Origin of the sequence: Vibrio tapetis subsp. tapetis (assembly GCF_900233005.1) — a bacterium.
Lineage (GTDB): Bacteria > Pseudomonadota > Gammaproteobacteria > Enterobacterales > Vibrionaceae > Vibrio > Vibrio tapetis.
This window is the reverse complement of the sequence record NZ_LT960611.1, coordinates 3188185-3210817: the sequence shown is the minus strand read 5'-3', so window position 1 is coordinate 3210817 and position 22633 is coordinate 3188185. Positions and strand designations below refer to the sequence as shown.

The window sequence follows — 22633 nt, the reverse complement described above, 5'->3', positions numbered from 1 at the left end:
GTAGATTCAACGTATAATGTTATATAAAGAGCAAGGCAAGCACAAATACTAAACAGGTTCGATTTGAATGAGTGTGTTACATATCCAACAAATGCAAAGTGCGTTCAATGCTACCTTGTTGGCTGGTAACAAACTGTTTTGCTTTTACTCCCATTTCAAGGCGTAGAGAATCTTGAGTCAAGATTTCGCAGATCTTATTTGATAAATCAGATGACTCACAAATGATAGCGCCTTGCTGCTTAACTAACGTATTGGTAATGTCTAGAAAGTTAAAGTAGCTAGGGCCTATAATCGTCGGGACGCCAAGAGCTGCGGGTTCTAGGATATTATGCCCCCCCACTTTGTCACCAAGTAAGCTTCCACCCATAAAACACACATCACTAGCAGCGATCAGCGTGAGCATTTCTCCCATCGTATCACCAAGGTAGATTCGAGTATCTGAGCTGATGGCTTCAGAGTGCGTGCGTCGGGCTGTCGTCATTTTTGAAGCTGCGTAAGAGTACACGTCATCAAAACGTTCGGGGTGTCTTGGTACTAAGATTAGTAGGGCATTCGGCTGTGACAGTAGAATTTGTTTGTGTGCTGAAATGACGATCTCATCCTCACCTTTGTGAGTGCTTGCGGCTATCCAAACTGGGCGAGATTTTCCAATGCGGTTTCTTAATATATCCCCAGCTTCTAAGGTGGTCGCCGAGATTTGAATATCAAATTTCAATGACCCAGTTACTGATATTTTAGCAGTCGGGACTCCGAGTTGAATAAAGCGCTCTGCATCCTCCTCATGTTGGCAAAGGAACTGGTCAACATTGCTAGCAATGATAGAAAATAGGGCGGATACCTTTTTATAGCGGTTCATAGATCGCTCAGATAATCGAGCGTTAACAATATTTACCGGAACGTTGGATTTTTTTACATAATGAAGGGTGTTGGGCCATAATTCGGTTTCAATAATGAGTAACTGTTTTGGGTTAATCTGTTGTAGGAATCCTTTAATAGCAAAACCAAAATCCAGTGGCATGTAGCGATGTTCTACAATGCTTCCCAGCTTTTCAATTTGCTCCGCACCAGTAGTGGTTGTTGTAGTTACTACAATGGGTACGTGTGGGTGACGCGCCTTTATCATTTTGATGATTGGTATAGAAGCAATGGCTTCACCAACAGAGACAGCATGAATCCAGAGTGGCCGCTCGGTAGTTGATGTCTTTGGTGTTACTCCAAAGTGCTCAAGCCAGCGCATGCCAATGTGTGGTTTCCCATTTTTTTTTTTGTATAAACCGTACAAAAAGAAAGGAGCAAGTAAGTACAAGAACAATGAATAAATAGCTCTAACTAGCATTGTGCTTTATCTCATTATTTGTTTTTAGGCAACCAGCAATCATGACCGATAGAATAAAGAATAAGCAAGCTGTTTGAAATTCCATTTCATTACTATATACAACACCAAGCATCAAATATGCAGATAGAAGGTTAATGCCTGCCCAAGCGTAACTTGGGGAGATATATCTATATGACCAGAAAAATTTAGCGAGCATGGCCAGTAAAGTGATATACGCGAGAAAATAGACTAAACCATTTTTATTGATATTGTTAATGTATGCATTATGAAAATCGTGTATTGAAATGTTGGTGCCAATACTGTCTTGCATTTCTTCAACTGAGCTAATAGTGTTAATAATTTCTACAACTTTAATCGGCAGCTCTTTTGTGCTGGTACCAAACAAAAAAGTCACAGGATCTGTTTCAATATGATGTTGAGCAAGTAATATGCCATTTCCCCACATTAGCTTTCTAGCATTGTTCGAGGCATTACTACTTGATGCAACACTTGCTATACGATCAACAAACTCACTTACGGGCTTCGTTTGACTAAAGGCGACAATCAAAACAACCAATGCGGTGGTGCACAATAGCAGTAGTTTTCGATGATGAAAAAGTAGATAAAAAAACGTCACAATGGCGGTGACTAAAATAGCACCTCTACTATTGGCAATTAATAAGCTACCTAGGGTGGCGATTAGAAAAAAAACGCTGATAAACAAATGTGGTCGATTTTTCTTTACCAGAATGAAAGGGATTATACCTACAAATAAGTACCCAAGTAATTCTGACCAACGACCAACATCCCAAAAGCTCTGCACTCTGAAATGAGACCAGTCATCCATTAAATATAATTGATAGTAACTGTTTATTATTGCTATGCAAGCCCCCAATATAAGGGCATTTTTTGCTAAGTCGAGGTGGTTTTTTTTAAGCAATAATAAAGAAATGAACGGTGTTAATAGCAGAAATGCGCCTTTTCGAAATGTAGTGGCCAGTTCATTTATATCACTAAAACTAATAGATTTTGCTATCAGAGCCAAAGTGAAAACCGCATACATCATGATAAAAATAGGTTGTTGATTTACCTGTTCTTTAAACGCTTTGAAGTTTCTCAAAGCAATTAAGTGACCAATAAGCAGCAAAGCTAACGCGATATTCATTCCCGCTTTTGATGTGTAGATGGTCAAGAAGCAAAAGCCAACAAGAAATATATTAAAATACTGAGGATTAATTTTATTCATATTATTTTTTTATCGTCTCGATAATCAATTGAGGGCTTAGTTCAGTTAAGCACTTTTGGTGACCTAGCGGGCATTCTTTTTTAAAACAAGGGCGGCATACTATATCGGTATGTAGCATATGTAACTTGGCAGTTAGCGGCGGTGTGTACTCGGGAGAACTTGAGCCATAAATCGCGACGATATTACAATTCACTGCCGCCGAAACATGCATCAAGCCCGAGTCATTACATATAACAGTGTGGCACGCTGCTAGTAAATCTACGGCTTCAATTAAGCTAGTTTCACCTGCAAGGTCAAAGCATTGTTGTTGTAATGGTTGAGGGAGTGACCGCTTTATTTTTTGAGTCACTTCTTTATCTTTTACAGAGCCAAAAAGCCATACTTGGCCACCATCATTAATAACTTGTTGTGCTACTGTTGAGTAATGCTCATCAGGCCAGCGTTTTGCCGGGCCGTACTCAGCGCCAGGGCAAAGGCCAAATACTTTTCTTTGATTATTTAAATTTAAGCGCTTCATTGCCGCGTTTTGGCTTGTTTTGTTGATAGATAACTTAGGGTGAGAGCAGCTACTCAAAGATATCTGATCTAACATCTTCTCTTTAGGGGCAGAAAGAGCAACATAACGTTCAATCATGTATTGGAAAATACGCTTATTGGGCCTTAAATCTGTTAGCAGGCCATAACGAAACTCACCTTTCCAACCCGTTCTTTGCTTGATCCCTGCAAAAAACGGAATCAGAGCAGATTTGGCTGAATTAGGCAGAACAATGGCATGAGTGTAATGGTTTTTCTTTAGTGATCGTGCGATTTGCCAACGCTTTTTTAGGTCAAGCGCACCATGGCCAACGGGCATTTCAATAGAGTGGTTAACTTCAGGCATTCGCTCTAAGATTGGCTTACACCAAGCTGGTGCTAATACGTCGATTTCACACTGTGGGTGCCGTGTCTTTAGTGCCATATACAGGCTTTGAGACATCACCATATCGCCAACCCAAGACGGACCGATTACCAGTATTTTCACTTATTCACCTAAAAATAACAGACAGAGCATATCACTAAAAAGTTATGCCGATGGCCCAGCATAACTTTTGGTTATCTAACTTATCGCTTTGGCTAGTTAATAATCGCCATGTATTGTGCAACACCTTGTGCAACAGTTTTAAATTCAACATCACAACCCGCGGCGCGAAGCTTAGTTAAATCCGCTTGCGTGTATTCTTGGTAAGCGCCTTTTAGGTGCTCTGGGAATGGAATGGTTTGAACTTCGCCTTTGCCATGGTGCTTAACAACGGCTTTTGCTACCTCTGCAAATGGTTCTGCTCGGCCAGTGCCACAGTTAAAGATGCCAGATACGCCATTTTCCATAAACCACAGGTTAACTTTACATACGTCACCTACGTAAACAAAATCGCGTTTAAACTCATCGCTGCGTTCGAATAGCTTTGGATCTTCGCCCGCTAAAATTTGATTGTTTAGGTGGAACGCCACAGAAGCCATGCTGCCTTTGTGTTGCTCGCGAGGGCCGTATACGTTGAAGTAACGGAAACCGGTAATTTGAGACAGGGTTTCACCGTGAGCAGCAGCGTCTGCTTGTAGGCGACGCACGTAGTTATCGAACTGTTGTTTAGAGTAGCCGTAAACGTTTAACGCGCCTTCAAATTCTTGCTCTTCAATAAAATTCTCATTGCGGCCGCCATAAGTTGCAGCAGAAGAGGCATAAAGGAATGGGATCTCGCGTTCAATAGAGTAATGAAGTAATTCTTTAGAGTACTCATAGTTATTGAGCATCATGTATTTTCCGTCCCACTCTGTTGTTGCAGAGCAAGCACCTTGGTGGAAAATAGCTTCAATAGGGCCGAAATCGTCACCGGCCATCACTTGCGTTAAAAAGTCATCACGATCCATGTAGTCAGTGATATCGAGATCCACTAGGTTCGCAAATTTCTTACCATTTTTTAGGTTATCCACCACCAAAATGTCGTTAAAACCTTTTTCGTTTAGAGCCTTAACAATATTGCTGCCAATCATGCCAGCACCACCAGTAACGATGATCATCTTTATTCACCTAGCTTATAAAAAATATTGTAGCGAGTTTAGCAAAGAACATAAGTAGAATACAGAATGGACTTTGCTGCACGTAGACTTAGCGTGTTTGGCAATACTTACTTGAACGGCGTAATGTCGAGGAAGCCAATACCATTTTCGTCTTTGCTGGATAGATTCGGCTCTGTTGAAATCGGCCAATCAACGGCTAATTTGGGGTCATTCCAGGCAATTGACACTTCAGCGCTTGGGTTATAATAGTCGGTGCATTTATACACAAATTCAGCTTCGTCACTGGTGACATAGAACCCATGAGCAAAACCTTCAGGCACCCAAAGTTGGCGTTTATTTTCCGCAGATAGATATACACCGACCCACTGCCCATATGTTGGAGAGCTTTTGCGGATATCAACGGCCACATCAAACACTTCACCAGAAATGACTCGAACAAGTTTACCTTGGGTGTTTTCCGTTTGAAAATGCAACCCTCGTAAGATCCCTTTGCTTGATTTAGAGTGATTGTCTTGCACAAAAGGGGTTGGTTTGCCTGTTACTAGCTCTTCAAATTGTTTTTGTTGCCAGGTTTCCATAAAAAAACCACGATCGTCGCCAAAAACGGCAGGTTCAATGATCTTAACGTCAGGAATATCAGTTGGAATTACATTCATTGGCTTATATCTTATCGTTATTGGTAGTCTTTTAATTGTTTGAGTGCGGCTTGCCAATCACTCGCTTCAATAGCAAAATTTTGTTCTATTTTATCGGTACAAAGTTTAGAATTTTCCGGTCGCTTTGCAGGGGTTGGGTAATCTTCCGTTCCAATTGCATTGATCACTGGTTTTCGGGCTAGAATGCTTTGCTGATGGGCCTGTTCGAAAATTTTTTGAGCAAATTGATGCCAGCTCACATGCGGGAAGCCAGAGTAATGGTAAAGACCAAACTCTACTTGTTCGTTTTTGTGAATTTTCTCTGCAATGGTGATTAGTGCCGCGGCGACATCTCTAGCATAAGTTGGACCACCAAATTGGTCGCTAACAACACCAAGTGAATCTCGGTCTTTACCTAAGCGAAGCATGGTTCTTACGAAGTTACTCCCTTGCTCGCCAAATACCCAAGCGGTACGTAAAATGATGTGCTTTGAACAGTTTTCGGCAACCGCAATTTCACCGGCAAGTTTGCTTTCACCGTAGATGCCTTGTGGGTCAGGGGTGTCAGTTTCAAGATAAAGGCCTTGCTTATCACCCGCAAATACGTAATCGGTGGAAATATGTAATAACGCAGCTCTAGCCGAATGAGCGGCCTTTGCCAAATACATAGGGCCGTCTCGGTTTATAGCGTAAGACAAATCCACCTCTGTTTCAGCTTTATCTACAGCGGTATGCGCAGCAGCATTGATAATAATGTGCGGCTGAAACTTTTCGACGGTATGGTTAACCGCGGTTGAGTCGGTGATATCTAATTCAGCCCTATCGACAGCAAGAATTTCAGCTTTGTTCGTTAGCTGTTGGGTTAAACAGTGGCCGACTTGACCGTGTGCACCTGTGATCAGGACGCGCATAAGAGGTTCAGACATTTATCAGCCCACCTTTTTTTGTTTTTCTGCAATCAAACGAGTCAAATATTGGCCATAATCGTTTTTCATCATAGGTTTAGCTAAGTTAAGTACTTGTTCGTCACTAAGCCAGCCATTACGCCATGAAATTTCTTCAAGACAAGCGACTTTCAACCCTTGAACATTCTCAATGGTCTGCACAAAAGAAGAAGCTTCATGAAGGCTTTCATGAGTCCCTGTATCCAACCATGCAAAACCGCGGCCCAGTAATTCGACACTGAGCGAACCATCTTCAAGGTACATTTGGTTAATAGACGTAATTTCCAACTCGCCGCGATCAGAAGGTTCTACTTTCTTGGCGAAATCAATGACTCGATTATCGTAAAAGTAGAGCCCAGTAACGGCATAATTTGATTTAGGCTCGAAAGGCTTTTCTTCAATGGACATGGCTTTCATGTTTTCATCAAATTCAACCACACCAAAACGTTCTGGGTCTTTCACTTGATAGCCAAAAACTGTAGCGCCATGTTCACGACTCGCTGCATTTTTAAGGGTTTGAGTAAAAGATTGGCCGTAGAAGATATTGTCGCCCAAAACCAAGCAGACAGAATCGTCACCAATGAATTCTTCACCGATAATAAACGCTTGCGCCAAACCGTCGGGGCTTGGTTGAATGGCGTATTCGATATTGACACCAAAATCACTGCCATCCCCAAGAAGGCGTTGAAAGCCGGCGTTATCTTCAGGAGTGGTGATAATCAAAATATCTTTAATGCCTGCAAGCATTAACGTGGATATTGGGTAGAACACCATAGGTTTATCGTAGATTGGTAACAGTTGCTTAGATACGCCACGAGTTAATGGGTATAAGCGTGTGCCGCTACCGCCTGCTAAAACAATGCCTTTCATGAGTTACTCCTGACTACCTAAGCGTTCGCGAGAGTAAGAGCCATCTAACACGCGGCTCCACCATTTTTCATTGGCTAAATACCATTGAACGGTTTTTCGTATACCAGATTCAAACGTTTCGCTTGGTTTCCAGTTTAACTCACCCGCAATTTTACTTGCGTCGATAGCATAGCGTACATCGTGTCCTGGGCGGTCTGTTACATAGGTAATCAAGTCTTGATAGTTTGCAACGCCTGCTGGCTTGTTCGGAACAAATTCCTCGAGCAAGCTACAAATCGTGTTCACTACGTCAATATTAGCTTTTTCGTTATGACCGCCGATGTTGTACGTTTCACCTACAACACCCTCTGTAACCACTTTGTATAGTGCACGAGCGTGGTCTTCAACAAACAGCCAATCTCGAATTTGCATGCCATTGCCATAAACCGGTAGTGGCTTCCCTTCTAACGCATTCAGAATCATCAGAGGAATCAGTTTTTCAGGAAAATGGAACGGGCCATAGTTGTTAGAGCAGTTTGTTACCAATGTTGGCAATCCGTAAGTACGTTGCCATGCTCGAACTAAGTGGTCGCTAGATGCTTTTGATGCTGAATACGGGCTGCTAGGCGCATAAGAGGTCGTTTCAGTAAAGAGGTCATCGGTGCCTTCTAAATCGCCATACACTTCATCGGTAGAAATATGGTGGAAACGAAAATCAGATTTTGCTGATTCAGTTAACGTATTCCAGTAACTGCGTGTTGCTTCAAGTAAGGTATAAGTACCAACGATATTAGTTTCAATAAAATCGGCTGGTCCATCTATTGATCTATCAACATGAGATTCAGCTGCAAGGTGCATGACGGCATCGGGTTTACATTCAGAAAACACACGGTCCAATTCTGCACGATCACAAATATCCACTTGTTCAAAATGGTAGCGTTCAGACTCACGTACACACTCTAAAGACTCTAAGTTGCCTGCATAGGTAAGCTTATCGAGATTAATGACACTATCTTGAGTGTTATCAATAATATGGCGCACAACAGCAGAGCCGATAAAACCTGCACCACCAGTAATGAGAATTTTCACGAGATACCTTTAAATATAGATGGAATAGACGATAACAATATTAAGTATTGTACATGCTGCATGTAAGAAAGCATACCAGGAGAGCATTGTTTCAGAGCTGACGCTTCATCGTAATTGAGAGGCCAGTAGCATCGTTATCCCTAAATTCAAAACGGCGGCATCCCGGCCCCCAAACCTCGGCATCTCGGAATCCAAACTTCGTCATCTCGGAATCGAGGAACGAGATATCCGAGATCTACCTGATGCGAACTCTGAACCCTTTAACCACCGAGCACAAGGTAAGCAGATCTCTGATAACAATGCCCACCATTTTCAATATCGTTGAGCTCCGTGGGTACATTGTTTCAGAGATGACGAATATTTAGTTTCAGGTAGTAATTGAGAGGCCAGTAGCATCGTTATCCCCAAATTCAAAACGTCGTCATCTCGGCCCCCAAAACCTCGGAACCCAAAACCTCGGCATCTCGGAACCCAAAACCTCGGCATCTCGGAACCCAAAACTTCGTCATCACGGAATCCAAACTTCGTCATCTCGGAATCGAGGAACGAGATATCCGAGATCTACCCGATGCGAACTCTGAACCCTTTAACCACCGAGCACAAGGTAAGCAGATCTCTGATAACAATGCACACCATTTTCAACACCTTTGAGCTCCGTGGGTACATTGTTTCAGAGATGACGAGCTGTTGTGTTACTTCTCACTAACCACACTTGGCCTTGAATACCAAGGCGACGCCGCATCCGTAATCCCAAACAACGAATGAGCCTTGTTCAGCTTCTGGCCACCATCACGTGTAATCGGCTGCCAAGAAATCGTGGCACGTTGCTTACTCGGCTTAACGGTCATGATGTCGTATGGAATTGAAATATAGAAACCTTTGGTAAAGCTACCTTCACCGAATGCTTCAACCGACATATCAGTTTTACTGGCGTAAGCGCCAACGATCACACCGCTATCAAACTGCTTTGAAAAATCGACACGAGCGCCAATGTCCTGAGCTAAGAACTGGCCAACATCAACTCTAAACAAGGTACTTTCAAGGAAAGACCACTCTGGCATGTAGTAACCAGAAACAAAACCGGTTGTGCCTTTATCTAGCACCTTAAAGTCTCGGCCATAGGCAGGGTTAGATTGATGGGGCTCATCGTAGGTGGCGAACCAACTTGAAGGGTCACGCTGAGAAACCACATTCACATCGGCACCAATGGCCCAATTTTTCCCGTGAGGGCGATAAAGCACTTCGGTACCTACACCGGCAAACATCATTTCTAAATAGCCGCCATACACTTGCTGATAAAAATCACTGCCGTAGTTTTCAAACCAAGTCAGTTGCAAGTTATTCATACGGGCCGTGTTATCAGAAACATACGCTCGCATCATGGTTCTTACTCGCGGAGGCTCTGATGTTCCATCTGGAGGGGTGATATAATTCAATTTATCGTAGTTATCGGTTAAATTAACGTAAATAGAACCCGTTAACTGCATATTGTTGGTTAACCAGTAACTCGCGTTAGCATTGATGCCTAAGCTGTATAAGTAGAAATCTTCAGCACTACCTAACGACTGACTAAGGTGTGGCGACAATCCGTAGTCTAAACGTTTGCTACCATCGATCATTAAATCACCATAGCCAGCGTTACTTGACTCGCTGCTTGGCGGCGTAGTTTTAGTAGCATCGGTAATGCTTGGGGCGATATAAGCGACATTTGCAACATCACGGTATTGTGAGGCTGATATCGTGGTTTCGGTAAGTGGAATATGTTGCTCGGTTTCAACCAAACGATAAGTTTGAATTGATTCTGGCAAGTTAGCGTTTAATACCGCAGAGGCCCTTTGGTGGGCGGTCTCTCTTTGGCGATATTTTTTCTGCTCACCAACAATCGTCACGCTGTCGTCATCGAGATAAATACGGCTTTCTTTGTAGCCAGCCACTTTTGCCACTTCTTGCTCAAGGGCTTGCCAGTCTATTTGTTCGGTTTTCGTTGGCCTATTTTCTGTTGGGCGAGGTTCGCTTTCATCTAACCAAGTGGCTTTAATTTCATTGTAATTCGTATGAATACTAATACCACCGGTAAGCGTATCGCCACGTTGGTAGCTGAGTTTTAAATCAACCACATCGTGAATGGCGTACACTAAGCCAATATTCCACGGTGTGTGTGGCGTCATATCGATATTGTAAAAATTAGAAGGGCTTTGAACATTTGCCTTATCTTCACTGTAGTCGTTGCCATCGTATTCAATTTTGACTACAAGTGGCTGGTAAGGCGTTTGATACTCGATACCACCATACAGAGATGCAGGGCCTCTAAACCAACGCTGGTAATCGACCATGCCGCCCTTGCCACTAAATCCAGACTCTCGAGAACAAAAACCTTCACTGGCTTTACAAAATGGATTGGTCACATTGCCACGGGTGCCCATATAGCCCCATCCCATACCTAACGTGAAGTCGAAGATGCCGTAATCATCTGACACGTACTTCTTTGAAGCGGCAACAAATTCACCATCAAATAGGCCAGTACCACCAAAGTCACGTACGCCAGCAGATACTTCTGGTAGTAGGTCGCTTTCTTCCCATAAACGTACTTTAAAATCGATGCCTTTGTCTGCGTATGGCGTGTCCCCACTAAAAGATGAGTCACCGCTATAGCGAGAGTTGGGAACAATCGTGTAGCGAATCGTGGTTTCAAACCAAGGCATTAATACTAGAGACACATTATAAATTTGATAAGCATCATTAAAGTTAGCGTTGAGGTTAAATTCACCCTCGGGCGCAACACGGCCACTGGGCATTTGCATTAACCCCGTGCCGCCGAAATCACTTTGAGAAGGTTTAAATTGCACAGGTTTAAACGCACTGTTCTCGGTTTCCGCGTGGGCTATTTGAGCGGTAACAAGTGCGGTGATGAGTGACGTTGCCAAAAAGGTCAGTTGGATTTTATTCATAGAAGTCATCATTAGTTTTTCACCGCGTGGCGCAGCAGTTGAGCTATCTGTTGGTTCAATTCAGGGTTGTTTTTGTAGCCAATGAAGACAAGGGCACCGGGAGCCGGGTAATAACGTTCGTTGTGCCAGTAAGATAAATTGGCTTCGATAACGTTACCATCAGGTTGAATGAGATAAGGATGGTTGATATCACCCGCTTTAAAGTGTTCAAGCGGTTCAAGGTAGCTACCTAGGTGCACGTTACCTTTTAAATCGATGCTTTGTGGTTTTGGCAGCAAGCCCATAACCTGAAATGTTGTTGGCATTTTACCGATGCGGAGTTGATAGGTGCCGTTTAGTAAAGGATCATGTTTTGGCTTCACTCGAACCCAGTCTAGATCTAAGTGAATAAACTCCCGAGCAACATAGTTAAGCGTGGAAAGCTGAGTTTTTAATTCAGTAGACTCAGCGCTGGCTAAGTCATCAAGTTGGGAGAAAACCTGCTGCTTTAATTCAATTACGTCATTTTGCTTGCTTGGGTTTGTTAACACGGCACCAAGCGCATAGGGGGAATACCCTAGCACCTTGTGAGTATCATTAAGGGCTTGTTCTAAGCGCACCGAAATGGGGTAGGTTAACTCTAGGCCTTGGTTCACCAAGGTGATGTTTGCGGCATAAGCTGAAAAGGAAAAAACGCAACCACATAGGCTAGCAGACAAAGCTCGGCTGGCAAATTTGAGAGTTGATAAATGCATGACAATCTATTCCTTTAGTTTACTGCGTAGGTCTTTAAAAACGTCATTTCGATCTTCGTTAAGTTAGGCCCAATGTATTGAATGGTTTTGACAACTTTCTTGTCACTGGTCATCCAATAGTGATTAACGAAACTTTGTTCAAGCCCGGGAAAGTGAATACGCTCTTGATAATATTTAGTATCTAGTTGCCATTGGCTTGAGCTAATTCGCGCTTCGCCGATATAACTAGGCACCATGCTCGCTTCAAAATTGAAGCGATAGTCTGGCATCCAGTGGTATTGAGCTTGCCATGTTTTTAAGTTGTTCACCGGCAGTAGAGGTGTTTTGGCCGTTATGTTATTTAAGTTACTATTTTCTAACGAGACGGTTTTTATTATTCGGCCTTGCTCGGTAATGATTAACGCTCTGTCGGATGAGATCCAAGACAAGCGTGGTACTTGAGTTTCTGGGTTGATATCCGCAAAGGCCAATACCATATAAATTTGTTGGCCGTCATTTAGCCTTACGTAAGCACTGGGGTAGGGCAGTTGTTCGACTTCACTCGTACTTAGCTCGATGTCTTGATAACTATCGTATAGAGCTTTAACAGTGTCATTCACGTTATCCATTTTATTCGTGCAACCACTCAGGGTGAATAGACTAATAAACATCGCGATAAAAAATAAGAAGGGTTTATTCATAATAGGGCTCTAACGTGACAAGCAATTAGCAGAAGAAAGGAATGAAAAAACGCCCTGAGATAAATCAGGGCGTTAAACAAACAGACAAACTTAAGAAGCTGTGTTTGTTGTTGTAGTTGTTGTTTCAGTGCTGCCATCTTCAGAAACAGAGACAACAACAGCAGTTGCAACAGTAGCACCTACAACCGTTGTTACTGTAGCGCCAGTAGCAGCACCAACGCCAGCACCAGCACCAGCAGCTGTGCTAGAAGTTGCCGTTGTAGCAGTAGTAGTTGCAGTAGTAGACGTACCTGTCGTCGTTGCTGCAGTACCTTCAGTACCAGCTGCTTGCGCAGTACCCATTGCACCTAGTGCAACTAGCATTGCTAGAGCGATATTTTTCATTTTTATTCCTTACTTATATACATCGATGTATGAAGTGCGCTCAATGCACTTCACCTACCATTGTAGTGTAACCTTGAGCATATTGTAAACGAGTAATGTGAATGCGGAGTCATTGATAGGCTTTATGATGAATCGCTTTATTTATAGGATCTAATTAACAAATAGCTAACCAAATATCTCAACTTGCGATAGGTGAGTAAATAATGAGACCATAGCACCTTGTTCGAATGGCTGATAATGACAAGTAATAGGTAGGCAGATGAAAACTCGTGATAAAATTATTTTTAATGCGTTAACCCTTTTTAATGAACAAGGCGAACGTAACGTCACGACCAATCACATCGCGGCCCACATCGATATTAGCCCAGGCAACCTGTATTACCATTTCGCTAATAAACAAGAGATCATCCGCAGTATTTTTGAGCTTTACTCCCAAGAATTGCTAGAGAAGCTTTCCCCTTCATCACGCCCTGATGAGAACCTCACATTTCTTGAACATTATATGGAAGCCATATTTTCATTGATGTGGAAGTACCGATTCTTCTATTCAAATTTACCTGAAATTTTGAACCGAGATCTCTCTTTGCACCAAGACTACCTGCAAGTTCAACAAAAGCTTCAAGCGAACTTACTGGCGATTACAGAAGAAATTCGTCATCTTGGCCTGATTGAAGTAACCGATGAGGCAATGAAGTCTTTAGTTAGCACGCTTCATTTAGTGGCGACTCACTGGTTAAGCTACCGAATCGTCATGTCGACTCAAACTCAAGTGACTGAACAAGTCATTCTGCAAGGCATGCAGCAGATGATCACCATTGTTAAGCCGTTAGCGACGGAAGAGGGGATGATGCAGCTTGAAGCGTTAGAAAAGCATTTAGAGGGATAGGGGCTATTATTACCGTTACCTCGGAATCGAGCCTCTACATTTCGTCATCTCGGAATCGAGGAACGAGATATCCGAGATCTACCTAAAGCGTACTCTAAGCCCCCTTAATCACCGAGCACTAGGCAAGTAGATCTCTGATAACAATGCCCACCACTTTCATCTCATAACCTTACTAGGGTACATTGTTTCAGAGATGACGACTCTCCGCCGTCGTATTGTCGTTGAGAGACCACTACATATCGTCATCTCGGAATCGAGGAACGAGATATCCGAGATCTACTAAAACTTGCACGTTTTTTTTAAGGCTAACCTTATAATGACAAGTATAAGTCTAGCCATTCAGGGTTATGCGTATCAACAAGCTCATTCTTCCACTGCCTGCGCCATTTCTTAACTTGTTTTTCTCTTGCGATAGCTAAATCCATTGTTGAATACAATTCAAAATATATGAGTTCGTGTGTTTGATATCTCTTAGAAAAACCGTTAACAGCATTACTTTTGTGTAACCATACTCTCTTCTTTAGATTGCTCGTAACCCCGATATATAAAGCATTTTTGTTTACGGACGAAAGAAAGTAAACGCAGGGTTGCTTTTGCATGAAATTAGCCTTCTGAGAAAATTCGCAGTCTAACGGGACTTGATAGCTGGTGGTTTTTATTCATAAGCTTATTCGATCGAGTTTGTGAATTATCATAGAAGAATAAGCCTTTATTAATTCTGTGCTTACGATTTTCTAGGCATAAGTTACCCCAAATATCACAACCTTGATTCGTCATCTCAGAATCGAATAACCCCATCATCGTCATCTCGGAATCGAGGAACGAGATATCCGAGATCTACCCAAAGCACGCTCCAACCCCTTTAACCCACTCGCAAAACCCTCCTCTATAAATCGATATGCTTATAGGTTCGTATTTGTAAGGGAAACAAACATGAAAGCAATCCACCACAAAACAATCCACCACGGCGGCAAAAACACCGTAACCGGCTCGTGCCACGAACTCCAACTCGGAAAAAACAGCCTACTCATAGACTGCGGACTATTCCAAGGGCAAGACTTAGCAAGCAGAGGCAACAAAGCCCTAGACATTGACTTCCCCATAAAACACATCAAAGCACTACTATTAACCCACAGCCACATTGATCACATAGGCCGCATACCATGGCTATTAGCCGCAGGCTTCAAAGCACCCATCTACTGCACCCCAGCTACTGCAGAATTAGCCCCCCTAATGCTAGAAGACACCCTAAAACTGCAACTAAACCTCGACAAAGGCCAACGAGCCAGAATACTAGAACGGATTAGAAAACAAATAAAACCCATCCCCTACAACCAGTGGTACAGAATCAATTTAAAGCTGAACTTAAATGAAGCGCTATTAAAAAATCGAAATATCTCATCGTCGTCACTGAAGAATCAAAGCACCCAGTTATCGTCATCTCGGAATCGAGGAACGAGATGTCCGAGATCTACTCAAAGCAAGCACGACCCTCAATATGATTACTGCTACATCCGTTTTCAGGAAGCTGGCCACATCCTCGGCTCTGCCTACATCGAAATAAAACTCCCCAACAACCAAGTCATCGTATTCTCCGGCGATCTAGGCCCAAGCAACACGCCATTATTACCAGACCCTAAACCACCAAAACGAGCAGACTATCTATACCTAGAATCCACCTATGGTGACAAAACCCACCAAGACATCACAACAAGGCGAGAACGGCTTAATCACATTATCAATAAATCACTAAATAACGGCGGCACCATCATCATTCCCGCTTTTAGTGTAGGGCGCACTCAAGAACTCCTCTTCGATATAGAACAGCTATTACATGACCAAAAACTATCACACCGCCTACCTATTATTGTGGACTCACCGCTAGCGAGCAAAATAACCCGCTCTTACCGCCGATACCGAAAACTCTGGAGTGCAGAAGCCAAGAATAAAGTCTCAAACTCGAGACAGCCTTTAAAGTTTTCTCAATGTATTGTTATCGAAGATCATAAGCAGCACATGGGGTTAGTTAACAGGCTGGCAACATCTGGCGAGCCTGCCATTGTCATTTCTGCTTCTGGTATGTGCCAAGGTGGGCGGGTGGTGAATTATTTAAAAGCGTTATTACCGGATGAAAGAACCGATGTGATTTTTGCAGGCTACCAAGCACACGGCACGTTAGGCAGAACCCTGCAAAATTCCGCTAAGCACGCTGTGAACTCAGTTGACATCAATGGTGAGCGTATTCCATTAAAAGCTCAAGTACATACTATGTATGGCTACTCTGCTCATGCCGATCAAAGCGACTTAACTAAGTTTGTAGCAGGGATTGGCTCGCAAGTTAGTGAAATTCACCTGATACATGGTGACGTTGAACCCAAAAAAACCTTAAAACAATTGTTAGTAAAGCAAAACCCGAGTACAAAGGTCATTACCTAACTGTTGCTTTTGTCAGTAGTGTTTGACCTCTAATATCAAACCGCTAATCGTTTGTAATTTACACCGCATTATGGATAATGTGGCAAACTAAATTGCCAATTGATTGCAATACTGGCAAAAACATAATTAAAAACGCAGTGTGGTTAGGCGTATACCAAAGGGCGGTAGCGTGTCTAAATAGCCTAGGAAGGGCGAGACATTGTGATAACGGCTATGGTTAGCTACCACTTACTACCCAGGTTTCCCCACTGCATACATTGGCTAACTAAAGTAAGAGCTAAACAAGAATATGGACTTTAATAAAAAACTGGTTTTAGCGGCACTGATCCCGACTTTATTAGCGGGTTGTGCAGTTCCAGGTTCCCATCTTTCCCCTTCGAATGCTGCAAACGCTAACGACCACTCTTCCCAAGAAGAACAAACGCCTCCTCAATTTAACGTTTATCCGCTAACGGCTGATAGAGTTAACGAATACAAAACCCCAAAAATTAACGCGAAACCTAACGTTGAGCTAGACGCAGCTATTCTGCGCTACGAATACCGCGTTGGGCCGGGTGATATTCTAAATGTCACCATTTGGGATCATCCAGAGCTGACCATTCCTGCAGGCTCTTACCGTAGTTCTGCTGAAGCTGGTAACTGGGTGCATGCCGACGGCACCATTTTTTACCCTTACATAGGTAAAGTGGACGTAGAAGGTAAAACCGTTACCGAAATTCGTGACTACATGGCTAAGCGTTTAGCCAAGTACATTGAAAGCCCGCAAGTTGATGTAAACGTTGCGGCGTTTCGCTCTAAAAAAGCTTATGTAACCGGTGAAGTAGATAAACCAGGCCAACACCCAATTACTAACATTCCGCTTACCTTGTTAGATGCAATTAACCGCGCTGGTGGCCTAGAAAAAGACGCTGACTGGCGAAACGTAACGCTCACCCGTAATGGCGAAGAACAAACCGTTTCCCTACACGCATTAATGCAACGGGGTGACTTAACCCAAAACCGTTTATTGCAGTCTGGCGATATTATTCATGTTCCACGCAACGATGCACAAAAAGTATTCGTGATGGGCGAAGTAAAAGATCCACAGTTACTTAAAATAGACCGCGCGGGCATGAGCCTAACTGAAGCGCTAAGCAGCGTAGGCGGCATTAACGAGCTTTCTGCCGATGCAACGGGTGTTTTTGTGATTCGCTCAAATCAAGATGAGCAAACCGCGGCAGATGTTTACCAGCTAAATATTAAACAAGCATCATCATTGGTTGTAGGCACTGAATTTGATTTAAAACCTTATGACATCGTTTATGTGACCGCAGCACCAATAGCCCGCTGGAACCGAGTGATGATGCAACTAATGCCAACTATCACAGGCTTCAATAACCTTACTGAAGGGGCGTTACGTATTAAAACGTGGCCTTAAACATAACTTTAGAGTGTTGATGTATGTTCAATAAAATATTAGTAGTTTGTGTCGGCAATATTTGCCGCTCACCAATTGGTGAGCGCTACTTACAAAAGCTGTTACCGAATAAAGAAGTGGCCTCTGCAGGAATAGCTTCTAAAAAAAGCCGACTTGAAGGTAAGCCTGCCGATGCAATGGCAGCAGAAGTAGCTAACGAACATGGCGTAAGCCTAGAAGGCCACGGCTCTCAACAGCTAACATCTGAATTATGTAGCCGATATGACCTTATTCTAGTCATGGAAAAAGGCCACATGGAAGCACTAACACAGATTGCACCAGAAGCCCGCGGAAAAACCATGTTATTTGGCCAGTGGATTGGCCAAAAAGACATCCCAGACCCATACAAACAAAGCAAAGAAGCCTTCGACTTTGCCTATGACCTAATAGAAAAGTCCGCCGATGCCTGGATCAAAAAGCTTTAACTTACTTAGGGCTTAGAGTTTAGAGCTTAGAGCTTAGAGCTTCGCACTTAACTTCAACATAAGAATTATTACAAACATGACGACTCAACCTTCAAAACAAGTCGACTCTTCATCTGATGAAATCGATTTAGGTAAATTGTTCGGCATTCTATTGGATGCAAAATGGACAATTATTGCCACTACATTTCTATTCGCAATAGCTGGTGTGGCTTTTGCACTGCTTTCTACACCGATTTACAAAGCCGATGCGCTGATTCAAATTGAAGAAAAAAGCAAAGGCGGCATTTCTGCCATGGTGGGGGATATGGGGGACATGTTCTCTTCAGAATCTTCTGCGACGACGGAAATCGAGATCATTAAATCTCGCATGATTTTGGGCGACACGGTAGACAAATTTAATTTAACCAGCATGGTGTCACCAAGCTATTTTCCTATCGCTGGCAAAGGTTGGGCAAGGCTAACTGGTGACGTTAATCGTATTGACGTAAGCCGTTACGAAATGCCAGATCATTCACAGCAACTTGGTCACCAAATAGTGGTACTGGATGCAGAAAAGCAAACATACCAACTAGTACGCGATGACGAACGTGTAGTACTTGAAGGCAAGGCGGGTGAACTTGCACAAAAAGATGGCTACAAATTGTTTGTTACTCATGTGGACTCTGTTAATGGCTTTGCATTTAACATTGGTAAGCAATCCAAGCTTGAAGCTATTGCTGCGTTAAACCAGAGTTTGTCTATTTCAGAAAGAGGCAAACAAACGGGCATTATTTCGCTTTCATTAGAAGGTGAGCAGAAAACACTAATTTCTGAGTTACTTAACGACATTAGCCATAACTACTTTTTACAAAACGTTGAACGCCAGTCAGAAGAAGCGCAAAAAAGCTTACAGTTTTTAAGCAGCCACCTGCCAGACATTAAAACCAGCTTAATGGCTGCGGAAGATAAGCTAAACCAATATCGCCAAGACAACGAGTCGATAGACCTTGGACTTGAAGCACAGTCTACCTTAAAAGTAATGGTGGAGCTGGAGGCGCAACTTAACGAGTTAACATTCAAAGAAAGCGACATTAGCCAGCGATTTACTAAAGATCACCCTGCGTACCTATCTTTAATTGATAAAAGAAACACACTACTCGGTGAAAAAGAACGCTTAAACAAGCAAGTGCAACAGCTGCCTAAAACACAGCGTGAAATACTGCGCATGACCCGTGATGTGGAAGTAAACCAACAAATTTACATCCAACTGCTGAATAAAGTGCAAGAGCTAAACATCATCAAAGCAAGCACTGTGGGTAACGTTCGTATTTTGGATGATGCACAAGCCTACTCGCGAGCAGTAAAACCTAAAAAGCCATTAATAGCGGTATTAGCGACATTACTTGGCGGCATATTAAGTGTGGCTTTTGTGTTGGTGAAAGCGGCGTTCCATCGCGGTGTTGAAAACCCAGACCAAATTGAAGAAATTGGCCTTAGCGTCTATGCGAGTATTCCTAGATCGGCTTTTCAATTAGAGTTATTTGATCGCTTTAAACGTAAATCAAAAAACAAGAGCAAAAATAACGCAAAGGGCGAAATGCTCTTACTAGCAGAAAGCAACCCAGCCGACCTTTCTATTGAAGCACTGCGCGGGCTAAGAACCAGCCTTCACTTTGCTATGATGGAAGCAAAGAATAACGTACTGATGATCTCTGGCCCAGCGCCGGGCGTGGGTAAATCTTTTGTATCGACTAACTTCGCAGCAGTAGCTGCAAAAACAGGCCAAAAAGTACTGCTAATAGATGCCGACATGCGTAAAGGTTACCTACAGCAGACGTTCGGCCTTAGTTGGGACAATGGCTTATCTGACTTGCTTAGTGGTAAAATAGATATAGCGGCAGCGGTTAAAGATTCGAAAGTAGAAAACCTAAGCATTATTACCCGCGGCCAAGTGCCACCCAACCCATCAGAGCTACTGATGCACAAACGCTTGCAAGACTTAGTGGATTGGGCTTCAGAAAATTACGACCTAGTAATTGTAGATACCCCGCCAGTACTCGCAGTAACAGACCCGAGCATTGTAGGTGCACTAGCAGGTACCACATTGATGGTGACACGCTTCGGCCAAAATACGGTTAAAGAGATAGACGTAGCAAGACACCGCTTTGAGCAGGCAGGTATTGATGTTAAAGGTGTGATCTTTAATGCTACGGAGAAGAAAGCGTCTTCTAGTTATGGGTACGGTTACTATAACTATGAATATTCTTCGAAGTAGTTATTTTAGAGTATTCAGGAAAAGATCTACTACACGCAAAAATCATTACTTCATGCGAGCCGTTCTCACTGGTTAGTTGAATCAATACATTGGATTTTTGATATAGAATTTGGTGAAGATGCCTCAAGAAAAAAAGCTGGAGATAGGGCTGAAAACTTTGATCGTATCAGACAAAGGTGTTTGAACATGCTAAGAAGCGACTCGATCTTTAAAGCGAGTATCATACATAAAAGAGCTAAGTGTGCGATGGATGAAAGTTACCTTCATCAGGTTCTAATAAACTTTGTATTACAGGGATGTTTATGATGTTTCCTGGAACATTGTTTCTTCTCTGCGTGATCTAGTCCTAGTTGAGGTGCTTCGTAATATTATGGTTATTCAGGGAAGTGAATATGAAAAATTTGGCTCATGATTCAACAGAAATTATTCATGGAGATACATTCATTGATGAATTTAAGAATATGGTATGGAATGGTTTCTTTTATTCTAAGAAGCGTGGAGTAGCTTTTCATAAACACTTTCCAATTGATAGAATGAATAATTCTGACTTTTTTTACTTGTATCGAAGAGATAAATTAATTGGCGGTGTATGTATAGTCCCGTGCAATAAAAACCAACACGTAGGTATTGTTAGCTTAGTTTACATCGAAGAGGCATTCAGGGGGCAAGGGCTACTTGACAAAATATTGAAGGCCGCTATTAAATTTAGCCATACCAAATACATTGCGTTAACATTATGGACTAATAAAAGCTACTTATATGAAAAGTATGGGTTTAACATACTAGACTCAAGTTTCTGCATTAAGTTCGAAAATTTGGATGCTCTTGATTTTGCTTTGATTGAAAAAAATGTGACGCATCAACAGCAATTGATACCGGCATTCTCTAAAAGTATTGATACTTATCATAAAGGGGATTCTTGCGTTGTAATAACATCTAATATAGATGGTAGTAAATCTATTTGTAGATATTCTGGAGAAGTAGAAGATATTGTAGATATAATAATGTCTTGCAAAGGGATAATCATATGTAATTTTCCGACAAAAGACGAAACAATGAAAAGTATTAAGCGTATCTTAATAGAAAAACAAATTGGTTTTAAAGAATATAAACCAATGCTACAAATGTGGCTTGGAAGTATAAAAATTGAAAAAATTGAAACATATGATTTATTGGATAGGTTATGATTCCCTTAATTAAAGTTGTAATGCCAGAAAAAAAAGAATTACTCCCAGAATTAGAATCTGTTTTATACAGTGGTCAAATTGCTGAAGGTGAAGCCGTCTATAAATTCGAAGATGAATTTAATAAGATGTTTTGTTCAACTAATGGTATTTCAATGAGTAGCGGCACATCTGCATTACACGCATCATTACATTTCTCTAATGTTAGTTTTGGCGATGAAGTGATAAGCACGAGTATGACGGCAGAGCCAACGAATGTTGCAATATGCCAAGTAGGTGCTAAACCAATTTTTGCAGATGTATATACGGATACAGGTAATTTATCTGTTGAAAGTATAGAAAAAAAGATATCGCCGAAAACTAAAGCAATTCTAGTTGTGCATTATGCTGGTTATCCCGTTGAAATTGAAAAAATCAGGTTGTTAGCTGACAAATACAAGCTGAGTTTAATTGAAGATTGTGCCCATGCGTTAGGGGCTGAGTTTAATGAAAAAAAGATAGGCTCATTTGGTGATTTTTCTATATTTTCATTTCAAGCAATTAAGCATATGACAACAGTTGATGGCGGTTTTCTGTTTTTTAAAAATAAGAATCTGCTAACAGACATAAAAAAGTTTAGATGGTTCGGCCTGGAAAAAGGTGTTGAGCGGACAAAGGTTAATTTGACGTCGGTTGGCTATAAATACAATATGAATAATGTAAATGCAACTATAGGTCTGGTTTCGCTTAATTCTATCAACTCAAAAATAAATATGCATATTTCTAACGGGCAGTTTTATGATACAGAATTGGCAAAAATTCAAGGCGTCAAACCAGCACGAATAGTTGAAGGGGCTAAACCTAGTTATTGGTTGTATACATTATTATCTGATGACAGTGATGAATTAATAAAATGTCTAACATCACAAGGCGTATCAGCATCAAAACTACATCGACCCAATCATCAGCATTCATTATTTGCTTCGAAGGATAATGAGTTAACTAGCTTAGAGTTATTCTACAATAAATTAGTCCATATCCCTTGCGGGTGGTGGGTTGCAGACGAAGATAGAAACAGAATCGTTGAAATTATTTCTAAAGGTTAAATGTTTTATTTATGATTAATCTATTTAA

The 22633-nt window shown here is 42.0% G+C and carries 20 protein-coding genes and 1 pseudogene; 7 read left to right on the top strand and 14 right to left on the bottom strand.

Translation table 11 applies throughout. The annotated features are described in order from the left end of the window. Nucleotides 1-76 precede the first annotated feature (76 nt). From waaA to VTAP4600_RS14325, 12 genes are all read right to left on the bottom strand, one after another. Nucleotides 77-1336, bottom strand: a complete 1260-nt coding sequence (gene waaA, locus VTAP4600_RS14380) for a lipid IV(A) 3-deoxy-D-manno-octulosonic acid transferase (protein WP_102523422.1) — start codon at nt 1334-1336, stop codon at nt 77-79. Beyond that, nucleotides 1326-2561, bottom strand: coding sequence for an O-antigen ligase family protein (locus tag VTAP4600_RS14375; RefSeq protein ID WP_102523421.1), 1236 nt, complete (start codon nt 2559-2561; stop codon nt 1326-1328). Before VTAP4600_RS14375 ends, waaA begins: the two co-directional genes overlap by 11 nt. Nucleotide 2562: 1 nt before the next feature. Beyond that, nucleotides 2563-3582 (bottom strand): lipopolysaccharide heptosyltransferase II, encoded by a 1020-nt coding sequence (waaF, locus tag VTAP4600_RS14370; RefSeq protein ID WP_102523420.1) that lies wholly within the window; start codon nt 3580-3582, stop codon nt 2563-2565. A gap of 92 nt (nt 3583-3674) precedes the next feature. Further along, entirely contained in the window at nt 3675-4616 is a 942-nt protein-coding gene (gene rfaD, locus VTAP4600_RS14365; RefSeq protein ID WP_102523419.1) for an ADP-glyceromanno-heptose 6-epimerase, read from the bottom strand. A 107-nt stretch (nt 4617-4723) separates the two neighbouring features. Next, nucleotides 4724-5272, bottom strand: coding sequence for a dTDP-4-dehydrorhamnose 3,5-epimerase (rfbC, locus tag VTAP4600_RS14360; RefSeq protein WP_102523418.1), 549 nt, complete (start codon nt 5270-5272; stop codon nt 4724-4726). A 17-nt stretch (nt 5273-5289) separates the two neighbouring features. Further along, on the bottom strand, nt 5290-6162 hold the full coding sequence (rfbD, locus tag VTAP4600_RS14355) for a dTDP-4-dehydrorhamnose reductase (protein WP_102524007.1): 873 nt from the start codon (nt 6160-6162) through the stop codon (nt 5290-5292). Nucleotides 6163-6180: 18 nt separating this feature from the next. Further along, nucleotides 6181-7065 (bottom strand): glucose-1-phosphate thymidylyltransferase RfbA, encoded by an 885-nt coding sequence (gene rfbA / locus VTAP4600_RS14350; protein WP_102523417.1) that lies wholly within the window; start codon nt 7063-7065, stop codon nt 6181-6183. 3 nt (nt 7066-7068) lie between these two features. Continuing rightward, a complete protein-coding gene (rfbB, locus tag VTAP4600_RS14345; RefSeq protein ID WP_102523416.1) occupies nt 7069-8133 on the bottom strand; it encodes a dTDP-glucose 4,6-dehydratase in 1065 nt (354 codons plus the stop codon). 692 nt (nt 8134-8825) lie between these two features. After that, on the bottom strand, nt 8826-11081 hold the full coding sequence (locus VTAP4600_RS14340; RefSeq protein WP_231897809.1) for a YjbH domain-containing protein: 2256 nt from the start codon (nt 11079-11081) through the stop codon (nt 8826-8828). An 11-nt stretch (nt 11082-11092) separates the two neighbouring features. Further along, the gene (locus VTAP4600_RS14335) at nt 11093-11815 is read right to left on the bottom strand and encodes a capsule biosynthesis GfcC D2 domain-containing protein (protein WP_102523414.1); all 723 of its coding nucleotides are present in this window, start codon (nt 11813-11815) and stop codon (nt 11093-11095) included. 14 nt (nt 11816-11829) lie between these two features. Next, a complete protein-coding gene (locus VTAP4600_RS14330; protein ID WP_102523413.1) occupies nt 11830-12495 on the bottom strand; it encodes a YjbF family lipoprotein in 666 nt (221 codons plus the stop codon). 90 nt (nt 12496-12585) lie between these two features. Then, the gene (locus VTAP4600_RS14325) at nt 12586-12879 is read right to left on the bottom strand and encodes a hypothetical protein (RefSeq protein ID WP_102523412.1); all 294 of its coding nucleotides are present in this window, start codon (nt 12877-12879) and stop codon (nt 12586-12588) included. A gap of 259 nt (nt 12880-13138) precedes the next feature. Here VTAP4600_RS14325 and VTAP4600_RS14320 point away from each other — a divergent pair, with 259 nt between their 5' ends. After that, the gene (locus VTAP4600_RS14320) at nt 13139-13765 is read left to right on the top strand and encodes a TetR/AcrR family transcriptional regulator (protein WP_102523411.1); all 627 of its coding nucleotides are present in this window, start codon (nt 13139-13141) and stop codon (nt 13763-13765) included. 311 nt (nt 13766-14076) lie between these two features. Here VTAP4600_RS14320 and VTAP4600_RS26780 read toward each other — a convergent pair whose 3' ends face one another. Together VTAP4600_RS26780 and VTAP4600_RS26600 are read right to left on the bottom strand one after the other, a co-directional pair. Continuing rightward, nucleotides 14077-14190, bottom strand: a complete 114-nt coding sequence (locus VTAP4600_RS26780; RefSeq protein WP_462889671.1) for a GIY-YIG nuclease family protein — start codon at nt 14188-14190, stop codon at nt 14077-14079. A gap of 3 nt (nt 14191-14193) precedes the next feature. After that, a pseudogene (locus VTAP4600_RS26600) lies at nt 14194-14364 on the bottom strand (GIY-YIG nuclease family protein); the annotation flags it as partial. A 334-nt stretch (nt 14365-14698) separates the two neighbouring features. Here VTAP4600_RS26600 and VTAP4600_RS14305 point away from each other — a divergent pair. From VTAP4600_RS14305 to VTAP4600_RS14280, 6 genes are all read left to right on the top strand, one after another. After that, on the top strand, nt 14699-16201 hold the full coding sequence (locus VTAP4600_RS14305) for an MBL fold metallo-hydrolase (RefSeq protein ID WP_102523408.1): 1503 nt from the start codon (nt 14699-14701) through the stop codon (nt 16199-16201). A 289-nt stretch (nt 16202-16490) separates the two neighbouring features. Beyond that, nucleotides 16491-17618: a polysaccharide export protein gene (locus VTAP4600_RS14300; protein ID WP_102523407.1), complete on the top strand. Its 1128-nt coding sequence runs from the start codon at nt 16491-16493 to the stop codon at nt 17616-17618. Nucleotides 17619-17641: 23 nt separating this feature from the next. Further along, nucleotides 17642-18082 (top strand): arsenate reductase/protein-tyrosine-phosphatase family protein, encoded by a 441-nt coding sequence (locus tag VTAP4600_RS14295; protein ID WP_102523406.1) that lies wholly within the window; start codon nt 17642-17644, stop codon nt 18080-18082. A 76-nt stretch (nt 18083-18158) separates the two neighbouring features. Continuing rightward, nucleotides 18159-20336, top strand: a complete 2178-nt coding sequence (locus tag VTAP4600_RS14290; RefSeq protein ID WP_102523405.1) for a polysaccharide biosynthesis tyrosine autokinase — start codon at nt 18159-18161, stop codon at nt 20334-20336. A 392-nt stretch (nt 20337-20728) separates the two neighbouring features. Beyond that, the gene (locus VTAP4600_RS14285) at nt 20729-21523 is read left to right on the top strand and encodes a GNAT family N-acetyltransferase (protein WP_102523404.1); all 795 of its coding nucleotides are present in this window, start codon (nt 20729-20731) and stop codon (nt 21521-21523) included. Then, a complete protein-coding gene (locus tag VTAP4600_RS14280; RefSeq protein ID WP_102523403.1) occupies nt 21520-22605 on the top strand; it encodes a DegT/DnrJ/EryC1/StrS family aminotransferase in 1086 nt (361 codons plus the stop codon). The genes VTAP4600_RS14285 and VTAP4600_RS14280 overlap by 4 nt, the downstream gene beginning before the upstream one ends. Nucleotides 22606-22633: the final 28 nt, after the last annotated feature.

Excerpts from the sequence above, each read along its gene's own strand:
- waaA (WP_102523422.1), bottom strand. The coding sequence starts at position 1,336 with ATGCTAGTTAGAGCTATTTATTCATTGTTCTTGTACTTACTTGCTCCT.
- VTAP4600_RS14375 (WP_102523421.1), bottom strand. The coding sequence starts at position 2,561 with ATGAATAAAATTAATCCTCAGTATTTTAATATATTTCTTGTTGGCTTT.
- rfaD (WP_102523419.1), bottom strand. The coding sequence starts at position 4,616 with ATGATCATCGTTACTGGTGGTGCTGGCATGATTGGCAGCAATATTGTT.
- rfbC (WP_102523418.1), bottom strand. The coding sequence starts at position 5,272 with ATGAATGTAATTCCAACTGATATTCCTGACGTTAAGATCATTGAACCT.
- rfbD (WP_102524007.1), bottom strand. The coding sequence starts at position 6,162 with ATGCGCGTCCTGATCACAGGTGCACACGGTCAAGTCGGCCACTGTTTA.
- rfbA (WP_102523417.1), bottom strand. The coding sequence starts at position 7,065 with ATGAAAGGCATTGTTTTAGCAGGCGGTAGCGGCACACGCTTATACCCA.
- VTAP4600_RS14340 (WP_231897809.1), bottom strand. The coding sequence starts at position 11,081 with ATGAATAAAATCCAACTGACCTTTTTGGCAACGTCACTCATCACCGCA.
- VTAP4600_RS14335 (WP_102523414.1), bottom strand. The coding sequence starts at position 11,815 with ATGCATTTATCAACTCTCAAATTTGCCAGCCGAGCTTTGTCTGCTAGC.
- VTAP4600_RS14330 (WP_102523413.1), bottom strand. The coding sequence starts at position 12,495 with ATGAATAAACCCTTCTTATTTTTTATCGCGATGTTTATTAGTCTATTC.
- VTAP4600_RS14325 (WP_102523412.1), bottom strand. The coding sequence starts at position 12,879 with ATGAAAAATATCGCTCTAGCAATGCTAGTTGCACTAGGTGCAATGGGT.
- VTAP4600_RS14320 (WP_102523411.1), top strand. The coding sequence starts at position 13,139 with ATGAAAACTCGTGATAAAATTATTTTTAATGCGTTAACCCTTTTTAAT.
- VTAP4600_RS26780 (WP_462889671.1), bottom strand. The coding sequence starts at position 14,190 with ATGGATTTAGCTATCGCAAGAGAAAAACAAGTTAAGAAATGGCGCAGG.
- VTAP4600_RS14305 (WP_102523408.1), top strand. The coding sequence starts at position 14,699 with ATGAAAGCAATCCACCACAAAACAATCCACCACGGCGGCAAAAACACC.
- VTAP4600_RS14300 (WP_102523407.1), top strand. The coding sequence starts at position 16,491 with ATGGACTTTAATAAAAAACTGGTTTTAGCGGCACTGATCCCGACTTTA.
- VTAP4600_RS14295 (WP_102523406.1), top strand. The coding sequence starts at position 17,642 with ATGTTCAATAAAATATTAGTAGTTTGTGTCGGCAATATTTGCCGCTCA.
- VTAP4600_RS14290 (WP_102523405.1), top strand. The coding sequence starts at position 18,159 with ATGACGACTCAACCTTCAAAACAAGTCGACTCTTCATCTGATGAAATC.
- VTAP4600_RS14285 (WP_102523404.1), top strand. The coding sequence starts at position 20,729 with ATGAAAAATTTGGCTCATGATTCAACAGAAATTATTCATGGAGATACA.
- VTAP4600_RS14280 (WP_102523403.1), top strand. The coding sequence starts at position 21,520 with ATGATTCCCTTAATTAAAGTTGTAATGCCAGAAAAAAAAGAATTACTC.